Below are 14,397 nucleotides of genomic sequence, written 5' to 3'. Positions count from 1 at the left end.
ACCGGAACTCCATACGCGACATCGGTTTACATTAGAGAAACCTCTCATATTAACCTTGATGATCGGTTAATGGCCGGCCGGGCGCGTGCGACAACGGTGCGCAAACCCGGCGGAACCGGGTTTGCGCATCCCGCACCTCGCATGCTGCACGGTTCGCGGCTCAGATTCAGATGATGACGTGGGCGCCGAGCTCGACCACGCGGTTCGCCGGCAGGCGGAAGTAATCCGACGGATCGGCGGCGGCATTGGCGAGCGCGATATAGAGCCGGTCCTGCCAGTAGGGCATCCCCGATTTTGCATCCGGCACCAGTTTGCGGCGGCCGAGGTAGAAGGAGGTCGACATGATGTCGAACTTCAGCCCGCCGCGACGCAGGCTCGCGAGCGCCTTGGAGACATTCTGCGTCTCCATGAAGCCGAAACGGATTTCCACACGCGAGAACCGGTCCGAAATCGGCTCCACGACGAAACGCTCGGCTTCGCCCGCCCGCGGACGGCTCACCGTCTTGATCGTCAGGATGATGTTGCGCTCGTGGAGCACGTGGTTGTGCTTCAGATTGTGCAGAAGGGCTGCGGGCGCGGTCTCGGGATCGCTCGTCAGGAAGACGGCGGTGCCGGCGACGGCGACCGGCGGGTGCTCGCTCTTCTCGAGCGAGGTGACGAAGGGCTGGAGCGGCACGTCGGTGTGGCGGGTCTTGGCGAACAGGATCGCCGTGCCGCGCCGCCAGGTCCACATGACGACGGTGAAACCGGCGGCGAACAGCACCGGCACATAGCCACCGTCGTGAATCTTGAACATGTTGGCGCCGAGGAAGACCAGCTCGAGGGAGAGCAGCGGCAACAGGACGACGGTGGCGACCAGCCGCGACCAGTTCCACCGGATGCGGACGAATTCGAAGGCCATGATCGTGGTCACGACCATCGCGCCGGTGACGGAGATGCCGTAGGCGGTGGCGAGCGCTTCCGAGCTTTCGAAGAGCAGGACGAGGCCGAGCACGCCGATCAGAAGTAGCGCGTTGACGGAAGGCAGGTAGATCTGGCCGGTATGGGTCTCCGAGGTGAAGAGGATCTGCATCCGCGGCAGGAACCCGAGGTGGATCGCCTGGCGCACCAGCGAGAAGGCGCCGGTGATCACCGCCTGGCTGGCGATGATGGTCGCGGCCGTCGCCAGGATGACCATCGGCAGCAGTGCCCACTCCGGGAACATCAGGAAAAAGGGATCAGACGCCGTTTCGGGATGCTTGAGCACCAGCGCGCCCTGCCCGAGATAGTTCAGCACCAGCGCCGGGAAGACGAGCACGAACCAGGCGAGCTGGATCGGCTGACGGCCGAAATGGCCAAGGTCGGCATAAAGGGCTTCCGCCCCCGTGACCGTCAGGAAGACCGCACCAAGCACGACGATACCGAGAAACTGCTCCCGCCAGAGGAAGGTGACGGCATGCCAGGGGTTGAAGGCGGCAAAGATGCCGAGGTCGTCGGAGATGTGCAGCAGCCCGCCGAGCGCCATGGCGACGAACCAGAGCACGGTGATCGGCCCGAAGAACTTCGCCACGACGCCGGTGCCACGCGATTGAACGGTGAAGAGGCCGAACAGGATGCCGACGGAGATGAGGACGATGTAATCCGCCGATTGCGGCACGGCGAGCTTGAGACCTTCGACAGCGGAGAGGACCGAAAGCGCCGGCGTGATCATCGCGTCGCCCAGGAAGAGTGCCGCGCCGATCAGCCCCAGGAACATCAGCACGGTCGAATGGCGGCCGGCATGCTTCATCAGCAATGCGAGCAGCGACAGCGTACCGCCTTCGCCGTCGTTGTCGGCCCGCAGGAGGAACAGCACGTATTTCAGGGTGACGATGATCGTCAGCGCCCAGATCATCAGCGAAATGATACCGATGATCTCGACGCGCGTGATGCCGTCGTGGGCGACCGGCTTCAGGGCCTCGCGGAATGCGTATAGCGGGCTGGTGCCGATATCGCCGTAAACGACGCCGACGGAACCGATTGCGAGACCGAGGAGGCGACGAAAGTCCTTGCCCTCGGCGGGCAGAGTCGAATGGGTATGAGGCATGAGTGACACAGGCTCCTCAGAGCCAGCCTTTCCAGCGGAAAAACAGGAACGGAATTACGGCCGACAACAGCATCAGCAGAAGAGCAAGGGCGTAGCCGTAGTTCCAGCTCAATTCGGGCATGAATTGAAAGTTCATCCCGTAGACGGATGCAACCAGGGTCGGGGGGAGGAAGACGACCGAGGCGATTGAGAAGATCTTGATGATGGCATTCTGTTCGACATTGATGAGCCCGAGCGATGCATCGAGCATGAAGGTGATGTTGCTCGATACGAACGCCGCGTGCTCGGACAGCGACTGGACGTCACGGCTGACGATCCGCAGGAGTTCGCCCGCCTCCTGGTCGTGACGGATCAGGGGAAGCGCCCGGAAGAACGAGACGAGACGCGAAAGAGAGACGAGGCTGTCGCGGGTCTTGCTGACGAGGCGCTGGTGGCCGGCGATGTCAATCAGCTTGTCCTCGAGGTAGCGCGGCGGCCGACGTTTCGCAGTCTTCTGGTCGACGAAGACGTCCGCAGCAAGGGCGTCGATACGCGCGACGGTCACTTCGAGGATCTCGGCCGTGCGATCGGCGATCGTCTCGAGGAGACGCGCCATGAGCTCGGCACCGGTGCGGTACTTGACCGCCGTACGATGCAGGGCGGCGGTGAACAGCACGAAGGACTTCGGCTCGGCGTAGCGGATCGTGACCAGACGGTTGCCGCAGAGGATGAAGGCCACGTCCGTGAGCTCCGGGAGACCTGTTTCGACCTTCCAGACCAGGGACGCGGTCATATAAACGCCGCCTTCTTCCACGTAGAGTCGACTGGACGGTTCGATGTCCTTCAACTCTTCCCGCGTCGGCAACGGAATGCCGAGCAGTCCCTCGACCAGCAACTCCTCCTCGCGGTCGGGATTGACCAGGTCGAGCCAGAGAATGTCGGGGTCGAGACTGTGCGGGGCATTGCCCGGCAGCAAAATTTCCGCATCTCCGCGGTTGCGGCACGCTCTGATCAATCGAGACGCCTTTCAGCTCCGGAGGGTCAGGCCGCTCCGACGGCGGAGACAATCACAACTGCCCCCCGGATGGCAAGAGCCATGTTGTCAGGCCCGCGGCCTTGTGGAACAGGCGTCCGACGAACGGCGTTCGAAGAGCGCAGCGGCAGCGGGGCCGATCGGCGGACTGCTTCGCCATTCTTCAGCTTGACCTAAATCAAGGATTACTGAAACACGTTCTCTAGTATTCTGTCTGTCGGTGAAAAGCCAAAGGAGGATGCAATGAACGAAAAGTCTTCTGGTTCTCTTCCAAGTCTCTGGTCGGACAATCCCTTCGCCGAATTCCGCAAGGAAATGGACAAGGTGTTCGACGGCTTCTTCGGTCGCAGCGGTCTCGTGAAGGGAACCGGCAAGACCGAGAGCTTCATGGCGCCGTCGATCGATGTCGCCGAGAACGACACCGCGATCACGCTGACGGCGGAACTGCCGGGTATTTCCGAAAGCGACGTCGACGTATCCATCCAGAATGGCGTCCTGACGCTCAAGGGCGAAAAGAAGTTCGAAAAGAAGGACGAGAAGGACAATTACCGCCTGATCGAACGGCGCTACGGCAGCTTCCAGCGTTCGATGAGCCTGCCCGCGAGCGTGGACGAAGCGGCGGTCAGCGCAAAGTTCGACAAGGGCGTTCTGACTGTCACCATGCCGAAGAAACCCGGTTCAGCTCCCAAGGAGCGCAAGATCGCCATCGAGAAATAGCGGTCTTCGCACCCTGTCGCCGCCCCTTCTCCCCCCGGGGCGGCGGCAGCCCAGAGTTCGCGTACCGCATGCCGGACCTTGCCTCGCCCCCTATTCGAAAACGATCGAGGGTGCCTGCCGCCGGGCTCCGATGCCAACCTGCTGCCAGACCTTTTCGGCAATGTCGCGATAGACCTTCGCCTGCGGCCCGTCGGGATGGGATACGACGACCGGCGTGCCGGCGTCCGAAGTCTCGCGGATCTCGATCGTCAGCGGCACTTCTCCGAGGAAGGGCACACCGATCTTCTCGGCCTCGGCCTTCGCACCGCCGTGGCCGAAGATGTCGTAGCGGGCCCCGGTATCCGGCGCGATGAAATAGCTCATGTTCTCGACGATGCCGAGCACCGGCACCTCGACCTTGTTGAACATGTTGAGGCCCTTGCGCGCATCGATGAGCGCGAGATCCTGCGGCGTCGAGACAATCACCGCACCCGAGAGCGGCACCTGCTGGGCCATGGTCAGCTGGGCGTCGCCGGTGCCGGGCGGCATGTCGACGACAAGAACGTCGAGCTCGCCCCAGGCGACTTCGCGCAGCATCTGCATCAGCGCCGACTGGACCATCGGGCCGCGCCAGATCATCGCCGTTCCCTCGTCCACGAGGAAGCCCATCGACATCGCCTTCAGGCCGTAATTCTCCATCGGCATGATCATCCGGCCTTCGATCTGCTTCGGCTTGCCCGTAATGCCGAGCAGCCGCGGCATCGACGGGCCGTAGACGTCGGCGTCGAGAATGCCGACCTTCAGGCCGTTCGCCTTGAGCGCGAGCGCGAGATTGACCGCGGTCGTCGACTTGCCGACACCACCCTTGCCGGAGGCGACCGCGACGATCGACTTGATGCCCGGAATGCCGGCCTTTGCGGGACGCTGGGGCTGTGCCTGTCCGGGCGCATGATGCGCGTGGCCCGCGCCCTGCGGGGGTGTCGAAGGCGCCGACCCGGCCTTGCGCTCGGCCGTGAGGCTCACCAGCGCGCCCTTGACACCCGGCATCGCCTTGACCGCCCGCTCGGCGGCAACGCGCAGAGGCTCGAGTTCCTGGGCGCGGTCGGCCGGAACGGTGATCGAGAAATAGACCTTGCCGTCGGAAATGAAGATGTCCGACACCATGCCGAGGTCGACGATGTTGCGATCGAAACCCGGTCCGCGGACCGACTTCAGAGTCTCAAGAACCTGTTCGCGCGTGAACTCCGCCATGCCTGCCTCGCTCTAACTAGCCTCCTGCGTAGATAGTCGAGCGACAGCCCGCCGCCAACCGCAAAGTGCGGGAATCAGATGAAACCGCGACGCCGGGACGCGGCTTACGGACATATTCGGCACCGGCGTTTCGTACGCGTAGAGACGGAAAAGCCGCCGGAACGTTCGGCGCGCTCTCTTCGGCGCTGCTTCCCCGAACCGGCGGCTTCGCTTTCCAAGGCATCCTCTCCTCGGGTGCCTTTGTCAGTCCCCTCTGGACCTGCCAGATTGAATGCATACGGCGTGCCAGATGCGGCAGAACCCCTGAAATCGCGGCATTCGGGCTTCGACGGCCGTCACATGCGTCCGGGACGGGCGTGCAGCGCCCAAATTTTCGTCCCGACTATTGTGCCCTGCACAATTTACCGGCACCGCCCGCCTTTGCCGGCTATTTGATCAGCCCGAGCCGCAGGGCCTTGGCGACGGCCTGCGTCCGGTTGACCGTGTCGAGCTTCTTCGCCGCCCGGTTCAGGTAATGATTGATCGTATGCTCGGAGAGACTGAGAATCTCGGCGATCTCGACGCTGGTCTTGCCCGCTGCCGTCCAGTTCAGGCAGTCGACCTCGCGGTCGGTCAATGCCCCCGTCGCGCGATTGTCGAGATCGCGAATTTCGGCCAGCCGGTTGAAGACGTGGACGGAGAGATACGTGAGCTCCATCATCTCCAGGAAGGAAAACGGCGCCCGGTCTCCGGAAAACGAGATGGCGCCACGCGCGCCCTGTGCATCGTGCACGGGGAAATAGGCGCCCCGCGTCATCCGGAAACGCTCGAAGAGTTCCTTCGCTGCCATGGTCGTTCGGGGATCGCGTTCACGCACAACGCCATCGATGTCGAAACTGAAAGGCGTCGCGGAATTACGCAGTCGACGCACGATCGGACTGTTCACCAAGAGCGGAACCTGATCATATTCGCTGATCAGTTCAGCGGGCCAATTGGTGATGATGGAACTGTTGGCGAGGTCGAGCGACGTCGCCCCCGGCATGTTCATGACCATGAAGGCGCGCGCACCGTAGCTTTCGGTAAGACGCTTCATGAAACGGAAGAGATCGAACTGTGCCTTGAAGCCCGTCAGTTCACTGACAAAGCCGGCAACCCTTTCCGCTCTCGTTACGGATTCCAATGTTGTCATCATTTGTTTTCTTCGAGCACGAAATAGAAGGACCCGGGCGGTAGCCGATCCTCATCCCCACAAACGCGGCAAGATCCGAGTTCAGAGCTCTCCCACGAAACTCCAGGTTCTGCACCCCAGTGCCGAACATATTGACGCTTATCAAGAATTTGCTTTGGGAAACGCGTCGATCCCCCGCGGCCAGCCTTACACCCCTTCTAAAGCCATGCAGATTTAGCGACTACGATTTGACGGATGGCGGGAACGCTCCCGCGTCGGGGACTGCGATGTCGATTGACTGTCCCCCGTGCGCAGAATAAGCGCAGAAGGCATCGCCAGTCCAGCACGGCGATCAATTTTGCCGCAACTGTTTTCGAAAATGACAACAAACGCATGAAGCCCGAGCGATCATGCAAGCGCACACAGAGGAACAGCAACGTGACGGACACACACTCTTTCCAAGGCAGAGTCCTCTGCGACGAGTGCCACGAACTGGGCGAAGGTCCGATCTGGGACTTCCTGCAGCAGCGCGCCTGGTGGTTCGACATTCTCGGCAAGCGGCTATGGGAATATGACCCGGAGACCGGCAACCGTCGCTCGCATGCGCTCCCCTTCATGGGCAGTGTCCTGGCGCTCATCGACGACAAGCGGCAACTGATCGCTTCCGACGAAGGGCTGTTCCTGCGCGACGTCGCGACCGGAACACTGACCCGCCACGCGGAACTGGAGCCGGAGAAGCCGGGAAATCGCTCGAACGACGGCCGCGTGCATCCGTCCGGCGCGCTCTGGATCGGCACGATGAGCAAGAAGGCCGAGCCCGAGGCCGGAGCGATCTATCACGTTGCCGGCACGACGGTCACCCGGATCATCGACAGGATCGGCATACCGAACGCCATCTGCTTCTCGCCGGACGGCGCGATCGGTTACTACACGGATTCGAAGGTGAACCACCTGATGCGTATCCCGCTCGACCCGGCAACCGGCCAGCCGGTCGGACCCGCGAGCGTGCTGGTCGACGGCACGTCGATGCGCGGCGTCTTCGACGGTTCGGTCTGCGACAGCGAAGGCACGATCTGGAATGCCCGATGGGACGGAGCCTGCGTCGACCGCTACGCCCCGGACGGCACGCATCTCGCGCGCTATGAAATGCCGACGCGGCGAGTCACCTGCCCCGCATTCTTCGGCAAAACCGCAGACCGCCTGCTCGTGACCTCCTGCCACGAGGGACTGGATGCCGCCGCGCGCGCCGACGACCCGCTCTCCGGCGCGACCTTCGACCTGGGCATCACTGTCGCCGGGCGTCACGAGCCGCTCTTCCGTCTCTGATGGAGCATGCGGGGGGCGCCTGCCCGCTCTTGCGGGCGCCTTTTCTTCCCTGACGGGCAAGGACGGCGGCAATGCCGCCCTTCGGCGGTCTGTGTGGGAGAGGTCAGGCGTCGTGGTCGACGCGCGGCCCTGTTGCTCCGAGCCGCTCGCGATCCAGCATCGCGAACTCATGATAGTGATCGTGGAGGTAACGCAGGGTTGCCGCCTGATCCATCGGCTTGCCGAAGTGATAGCCCTGCCCCATGCCGCAGCCGAGGTCGCGCAGCTTCTTCGCCTCGGCGACCGTCTCGATACCCTCTGCCACGACCGCGAGATCCAGACCTTCGCACATGGTGACGATCGCCTTGATGATATGCTCGGAAGTGCGGTCCGTCATGATCGCGGAAACGAAGGCCCGGTCGATCTTCACCTTGTCGAAGGTGAAATCCCGCAGCCGCCCGAGGCTCGACTGGCCGGTGCCGAAATCATCGAGAGATATCCGGATGCCGAGTTCGCGCAGTTCGTTGATGATGCGCGCGGCCGTGTCGGCCGAGGTCATCACGGCCGTCTCGGTGATCTCGAGCTCCAGCCGGCGCGGATCGAACCCGACGCTGTTGAGGATCGAAAGCGTGTTGTAGGTCGTGCGCGGGTCCATCAACTGCGCCGAGGACAGGTTGAAGGAAAGGAAGAGGTCGCGAGGCCAGGCGAGCGTCGCCTCCGCCGCCTTGCGCAGCAGCGTCTCGGAAAGCATGTCGATAAAACCACGCTCTTCGGCAAGCGGCACGAAGACCGCCGGCGAGACGAAGCCGAGATCGGGATCGATCCAGCGGGCGAGCGCTTCAAAGCCCTTCACACGACCGTCGGCGAGGTTGACGATCGGCTGGAAGTGGACGTCGACATTGTCGGAAATGATCGCGTTGCGCAGCGCCTGTTCGAGTTGAGTGGAACGCCGCATCTCCTGGGCGATCTCGCTCGAATAAACGGTGATCTGGCCGCGGCCCCGCCGTTTTGAACGATAGAGCGCCGTCTCCGCGCTCTTCATCAGCTCTTCGAAATCTGCACCGGCGAAGGGATAGATGGCGAAGCCGAGGGATGCCGAGAGCCGGACGTTACGGTCGCCGAGATCGTAAGGCGCGGACAGCACGTCCTTGATCATCTGCCCCACCCGCTCGGCGGCGACCCGCTCGAAGACCAGCGGCAGGATGACGGCGAACTCGTCTCCATCGTGCCGGGTGACCGTCGCTCCATCAGGAATGCAGGCCTTCAGACGGTGGGCCGCCTGGCAGAGAATTTCGTCACCCGCGACGGTTCCGAACAGGTCGTTGATCGGCTTGAAACCATCCAGATTGACGAGCGCGACCGTAAAGGGCGCAGGATCGTCGGCACGTTCGGCTGCGAGCATCCGCACCTTGTCCCGCAGGCGATAGCGGTTTCCGAGCCCGGTGAGCTGGTCGGTATAGGCCATTGCCTGAAGCTCGTTCTGGCTTACCTGCGGCAATGTCGGATCGGCCGGCGGCATCGACGATATCCTGAGAACCTCTTGTTTCGAATGTCAGGATGTGTCCGAATGATTAAAAAAATAATAGCATTTTCGCGATCTTGGGCGCTTCTACCTCCCCAACTTTGGGGAGGCTTCACGGCCGTTCAGGCCGGCGAAAAGGCGATGTAGCCGGGAATGAACCGCTGGAAGATCGCCTCGATTGCGTCAGAGCACAGGGGCTTCTGCAGGATGTCGTCCATGCCTGCCGAGAGGCAGTCTTCGCGGTCACGTTCGAAGGCGTGGGCGAGGACCCCGATCACCGGCGTCGTGCGTCCGGATGCGCGATCGAGGTCGCGGATGCGCCGGCAGGCGTCGTATCCTGAAATCCCCGGCAAGGTGACATCCATCAGCACGATCTGCGGTTCGAGATTCTGCCAGAGGCGGACTGCTTCCTCGCCGCTCGACGCGATGGTGAAGCGAAAGCCGAGCCCCTCGAGTATCTGGGCGAAGACGATCTGGTTGATCGCATTGTCCTCCGCAACCAGCACCAGCGGATCGCTGCTCATCGGCACGGCATCGCCGGTAGTGATCTCCCAGTCGTCGTCTTCGACGGAGGGGCTGCGGCTCAGGCGTTCGGCGGCAAGAGCGGCGAGCTCGTTCCTGATCTGGAAGCTGTCGATCGGCAAGGCTTCCACGCCATGTTGATGTGCGAGTTCGAGGCACCGCACGTCCATGTTGGTGTCGACGACCACGAGATCGATCGCGACCCCCGCCGACCTGGCGACATCGAGGAAGGCTTCCTCCTCGCCGGCATTCTGAACGGAGCACGCATCGAGACGCAGTTCCGACAGCGTTTCGAGCGCGGCGTCGGCAAAGGCGCTGTCGGCGGTCACCAGCAAGACGCGCCGCCCGGCACAATCCAATGCGCGGGTAGGTCCGTCCGCTACGTTCTCGATGCCGGCGTCCTGTTGTTCTGATCCGAGGGTAATCGCTGCCGCCGTTCGCTCCGTGGCAAGCGTCATGTCCGCCGGATGATCGAGGCTGGTGACAACGAAATAGCGTCCCGGCTTGCCGACGCGCCGGCTGCGCACGGCGAGAGCCACCGGGCCGGACGGTTGCGGAACCGTCACCGACACGAGCGACGGTGCGCCGGTATCGAGGACATGGCGCGCGGTGTCGCCGAGGCTCGCCGCGAGAGCCTTATCGAAAAGGCTGTTCAGCGAACTGCCGAGCATGACGTCCGTTCTTGCGCCGAACAGGGCGCAGAACGCCTTGTTGACGGCCACGATCATCAGACTGCGGTCCTGGACGAAAACGGGATGCGGCAGGTTGTCGAGAATTTCCTCGGTCAGCTGCACGCGTTCGAGATCGGCATGCCACTGCTCCTCCCGCTTCTTCTGTTCGGAAATATCGGTGATGACACAGAGGCCGTGACCGGAAGAAAGACGGCGCATCGACATTTTCGTCCAGCCACGCTGAGCGTCGCGCATCTGGTAATCGAACCGCTCCCGCCAATGGGCGGCGATGCTCTCGGCGATCCATTCCTCACGGCTGCCGATCGCCGCGCCGCCGGCCGGCGTGCAGCTATGCATGCCCGCATCATAGGCGGCGCCGAGAAACTCACGAAGACGTGTTCCGGGAGAGAAGAAGTGAGGGGAAACCGGTACGTAGCCTGCCATCTGGCGGCTCACATAGATCAGTTCGTCGTTGCGGTCGTAGATCATGATCGCGGCAGAAAGGGCCTCGGACGCTGCGTCGAGCGCGGCCGTATGCAACTGCGCGTCCCGCGCTGCCATTTCGCCCGTCACGTGCTTCCCCTTCGACCCGCTCTCGACGGGCACCGCTGGAAAATTCTTCACATTACCGCCTCAAGGAACTGAATGCCTGGGCACCGATCCAAAAACCTTCACTTTCATTCCGCATGAAAAACTCGCCGGCGCCGGGGTGACGCCCGGATGGATGCTTCCGACTCGGTCCGGCAGGGCCGGTTGCCTCGTCGACAGCAACAACCATCCGCCCCGCTTTGAACGTATTGGGGCACAACCGACGTTAGTTGCTGGTCCTTAACGGGGACTTAATGGTGAGTGGCAACGTTTTCGCCGCTGCACACGGATTTCCACCGTTTCCGGCGCTTTCAGGCTTTCCTCACCTGTCCGAATCCGGGAAAATGATAAAATGGCCATTAAACAGCTCTCCGAAACGCTCATCAACCAGATCGCCGCCGGTGAGGTCATCGAGCGTCCCGCAAGCGCGGCGAAGGAACTGATCGAAAATGCGATCGACGCCGGTGCCACACGAATCGAGGTGGCCACCGCCGGCGGCGGCAAGAGCCTGCTGCGCGTGGCGGACAACGGCGCCGGCATGGATCCCGCCGATCTTGAGCTTGCGATTCGCCGGCACTGCACCTCGAAGATTTCCGAATCGCTCTTCGACATCCGCAGCCTGGGCTTTCGCGGCGAAGCCCTGCCCTCGATCGGCTCGGTCGCAAAGCTCTCGATCGCGAGCCGCGTGCCCGGCAGCGCAGAAGGTGCGGAGATCAGCGTCGCCGGCGGCAGGGTTTCGGCCATCCGTCCGGTCGCCGCCAATCCGGGAACCGTCGTCGAGGTCCGCGACCTCTTCTTCGCGACCCCGGCGCGGCTGAAATTCCTGAAGACGGAAAAGGCCGAGGCAGGTGCCATCACCGAAGTCGTCAAGCGGATGGCCATCGCCTTCCCGCACGTCCGCTTCGTGCTTTCCGGCAGCGACCGCTCGACGCTCGAGTTCCCGGCAACGACTGGCGATCCTCTCGCCCGCATCGCCCAAGTGCTCGGCAGCGACTTCCGTGACAACGCGATCTCGCTCGATGCCGAACGGGAAGAGGTGCGCCTCACCGGTTTTGCCGGCGTCCCGACCTTCAATCGCGGCAACTCGGCCCATCAATATGCCTTCGTCAACGGCCGCCCCGTGCAGGACAAGCAGATCCTCTCGGCGATCCGCGGTGCCTATGCCGAAACCGTGCCGCACGGGCGCTATCCGGTGGCGGTACTGTCGATCGACATCGACCCGGCACTCGTCGACGTCAACGTCCATCCGGCGAAATCCGACGTCCGCTTCCGTGACCCCGGACTGGTGCGCGGCCTGATCGTCGGCGCGATCCGCGAGGCCTTGCAGCGCGAGGGCGACCGCGCCTCGACCACGGGCGCCGGCGGCATGCTCCGCGCCTTCCGCCCCGGTTTCCGTCCACCGAACCCCGCTGGTGGCTACAGCTGGAGCCCTGAAACGTCACCCTACCGGCCCGCCGCGGCCCCGTTCAGGTTCGCCGAACCGCAACAGGCCCGGTTCGACACCGTTGCCGTGCCGACAGCCCGCGCCGAAGCGCCGGCTGTCGTTCCCCCGTCCGCTCCCCCGGTCGAGAGCCATCCGCTCGGTGCGGCCCGCGCACAGGTCCACGCCAACTACATCGTCGCGCAGACGGAGGACGGCCTCGTCATCGTCGACCAGCATGCCGCCCACGAGCGTCTCGTCTTCGAGCAGATGCGCAAGGCGCTTTCCGGAAGGCGGCTGCCGTCCCAGGGACTGCTCATCCCCGAGATCGTCGACCTGCCGGAAGAAGACTGTGACCGCCTCATGGTCCATGCCGAGGCGCTGGAACAACTCGGCCTTTCGGTCGAGCGCTTCGGTCCCGGCGCCGTCGCCGTGCGCGAGACGCCGGCCATGCTCGGCGAGATGGATGTGCAGGCGCTCGTTCGCGAGCTTGCCGACGAGATCGCCGAATGGGACACGGCCGGCGGGCTCGCCGCGCGGCTGGAACACGTCGCCGCGACCATGGCCTGCCACGGCTCGGTGCGGTCGGGCCGGGTTCTGCGCGTCGAGGAGATGAACTCGCTGCTGCGCCAGATGGAGGCGACGCCGGGTTCGGGCCAGTGCAACCACGGCCGGCCGACCTATGTCGAGCTCAAGCTCTCCGACATAGAAAGGCTATTCGGCCGCAGCTGATATTTCTGGAATTTCCGCGCGTCGCGGAGTATGGCAAGGCGATGACGTGCGAAGGAGCAGTGTGACATGAACCGTTTCGAAGGCAGCGGCAACCGGGAAGCCAAGATCCGGTACTTGGACGCCGACTTCCAGATCCTGTCCCCCGGCTCCTACGTGGTCTGCGCCGTCACCGGCAAGCCGATCCTCATCGACGAGCTGCGTTACTGGAGCGTCGCCCGGCAGGAACCCTATGTGGATGCCGCCGCCTCGTTCGAGGCCGAAAAGCGGGCGGGCGCCCTTCCCGTCCAGAACCGCTGAGGCAGCATATCCGCTAGACGCCGTAGCGTCCTTCCTTCAGCCGGCGCGCGCGATGCACCTCGATCGCCCGGTCGATGATCTTTCCCGGCGCATTGGGATCGTCGAACATCATCTCGACGTCCACGACCTTGCACCTGCGTGCGAGTTCCTCGGCACGCCCCGGCCCGGAGCGCAACCGCACGAAGTCCTTCGCCGTGGTCACCAGTTCCAGATCGCTCGCGGCAGCCTTGTCGAGCAGTTCGGCAATCTCGTCCTCGCCCATGTGGTGATGGTCGGGCAAGGCGCGGCGCTCGACGAGCTCTGCGCCCAGCTCCTCCACGGTGCGGAAGAACTTCCCCGGATCGGCAATGCCGGCGAAGGCGAGCACGCGCTTTCCGGAGATGCCGGCATCGCCCCGCGGCGAGAGCGAGGCGACATAGATCGGCTTGCCGGCCCGCGCCGCCTGGCGCACCAGGCGATCGGCCGCGGTGCCGTTGCCGACCTTCAGCAAGCCGTCGACATAACGCATCTGCACGCGGATCGGTGCCCGAACGGGTCCGCCGGGCACGAGATGGCCGTTGCCGATGCCGCGGATGCTGTCGATGACGATCAGGGCAAAATCGACCGCGAGGCGTGCGCTCTGGAAGCCGTCGTCCATGATGATCAGGTCCACCCCCTCGTCGACGAGGCGCCGGGCGCCGGCAAAACGCTTGCGGGAAATGACGGTGAGCGCGTGGCGGGCAAGCAGCAGCGGCTCGTCGCCGACGTCGGTCGAACGATGGTGCTCCGGATCGACGACGGTCGTCACGTCGAGAGAGCCGCCATAGCCGCGACTGAGGATGCCGGGCTTCAGGCCCTGCGCATGAGCGGCGCGCACCAGCGCCAGGACGGTCGGCGTCTTGCCGGCACCGCCGACGGTGAAATTGCCGACGCAGATGACCGGAACGGGCGAGGACAGGCGCTTGCCGTTCGCCATACGCCGGCCGGCGATCTGGCCGTAGAGAAACGAGAACGGCGACAGCGCCCAGGCGCGCCAATCCGGCTTCGTCCACCAGAAGGGTGGGGCTTCCGATACCATCACGTCCTCCCCCTGCTCGTCGCGGCTCCGCCGGAAAGCCTTTGTTTACGATGATGCAACAGACCGCAGGCGGATGGCCTTCGTCAACCCGTCTCGTGGGCGATGCCTCCAG

11 protein-coding genes are annotated in these 14,397 nt (G+C 63.7%); 4 read left to right on the top strand and 7 right to left on the bottom strand.

Annotation, left to right across the window (positions count from 1 at the left end):
• Positions 1-166: 166 nt before the first annotated feature.
• Positions 167-2,065 (bottom strand): potassium transporter Kup, encoded by a 1,899-nt coding sequence (locus NHF53_RS03960; RefSeq protein WP_252833189.1) that lies wholly within the window; start codon positions 2,063-2,065, stop codon positions 167-169.
• Between the two features lie 16 nt (positions 2,066-2,081).
• Positions 2,082-3,059, bottom strand: a complete 978-nt coding sequence (locus NHF53_RS03955; RefSeq protein ID WP_374591009.1) for a magnesium transporter CorA family protein — start codon at positions 3,057-3,059, stop codon at positions 2,082-2,084.
• 261 nt (positions 3,060-3,320) lie between these two features.
• On the opposite strand from NHF53_RS03955, the gene NHF53_RS03950 reads away from it, so the two are divergent.
• Positions 3,321-3,794, top strand: coding sequence for an Hsp20/alpha crystallin family protein (locus tag NHF53_RS03950; RefSeq protein ID WP_114362656.1), 474 nt, complete (start codon positions 3,321-3,323; stop codon positions 3,792-3,794).
• A gap of 90 nt (positions 3,795-3,884) precedes the next feature.
• On the opposite strand, the gene apbC is transcribed toward NHF53_RS03950, so the two are convergent.
• Together apbC and NHF53_RS03940 are read right to left on the bottom strand one after the other, a co-directional pair.
• Entirely contained in the window at positions 3,885-5,024 is a 1,140-nt protein-coding gene (gene apbC / locus NHF53_RS03945) for an iron-sulfur cluster carrier protein ApbC (protein ID WP_252833188.1), read from the bottom strand.
• A 427-nt stretch (positions 5,025-5,451) separates the two neighbouring features.
• A complete protein-coding gene (locus NHF53_RS03940; RefSeq protein WP_374591006.1) occupies positions 5,452-6,195 on the bottom strand; it encodes a LuxR family transcriptional regulator in 744 nt (247 codons plus the stop codon).
• A 414-nt stretch (positions 6,196-6,609) separates the two neighbouring features.
• On the opposite strand from NHF53_RS03940, the gene NHF53_RS03935 reads away from it, so the two are divergent.
• Positions 6,610-7,497 (top strand): SMP-30/gluconolactonase/LRE family protein, encoded by an 888-nt coding sequence (locus NHF53_RS03935; RefSeq protein WP_252833186.1) that lies wholly within the window; start codon positions 6,610-6,612, stop codon positions 7,495-7,497.
• A 103-nt stretch (positions 7,498-7,600) separates the two neighbouring features.
• Here NHF53_RS03935 and NHF53_RS03930 read toward each other — a convergent pair whose 3' ends face one another.
• Together NHF53_RS03930 and NHF53_RS03925 are read right to left on the bottom strand one after the other, a co-directional pair.
• Positions 7,601-8,995, bottom strand: a complete 1,395-nt coding sequence (locus NHF53_RS03930) for a bifunctional diguanylate cyclase/phosphodiesterase (protein ID WP_114362653.1) — start codon at positions 8,993-8,995, stop codon at positions 7,601-7,603.
• A gap of 125 nt (positions 8,996-9,120) precedes the next feature.
• Complete coding sequence (locus tag NHF53_RS03925; protein WP_252833185.1) at positions 9,121-10,815, bottom strand: response regulator; 1,695 nt, start codon at positions 10,813-10,815, stop codon at positions 9,121-9,123.
• Positions 10,816-11,131: 316 nt separating this feature from the next.
• On the opposite strand from NHF53_RS03925, the gene mutL reads away from it, so the two are divergent.
• Positions 11,132-12,931 (top strand): DNA mismatch repair endonuclease MutL, encoded by a 1,800-nt coding sequence (mutL, locus tag NHF53_RS03920; protein ID WP_252833184.1) that lies wholly within the window; start codon positions 11,132-11,134, stop codon positions 12,929-12,931.
• A gap of 66 nt (positions 12,932-12,997) precedes the next feature.
• Complete coding sequence (locus NHF53_RS03915) at positions 12,998-13,228, top strand: DUF2093 domain-containing protein (RefSeq protein WP_114362650.1); 231 nt, start codon at positions 12,998-13,000, stop codon at positions 13,226-13,228.
• A 13-nt stretch (positions 13,229-13,241) separates the two neighbouring features.
• Here the strand turns inward: NHF53_RS03915 and lpxK are convergent, their stop codons facing one another.
• Positions 13,242-14,285, bottom strand: a complete 1,044-nt coding sequence (gene lpxK / locus NHF53_RS03910) for a tetraacyldisaccharide 4'-kinase (RefSeq protein ID WP_252833183.1) — start codon at positions 14,283-14,285, stop codon at positions 13,242-13,244.
• Positions 14,286-14,397 lie beyond the last annotated feature (112 nt).

Source organism: Ciceribacter sp. RN22 (assembly GCF_024054295.1).
Classification (GTDB): Bacteria; Pseudomonadota; Alphaproteobacteria; order Rhizobiales; family Rhizobiaceae; genus Allorhizobium; species Allorhizobium lividum.
This window is presented reverse-complemented; position numbering and strand designations above follow the sequence as displayed.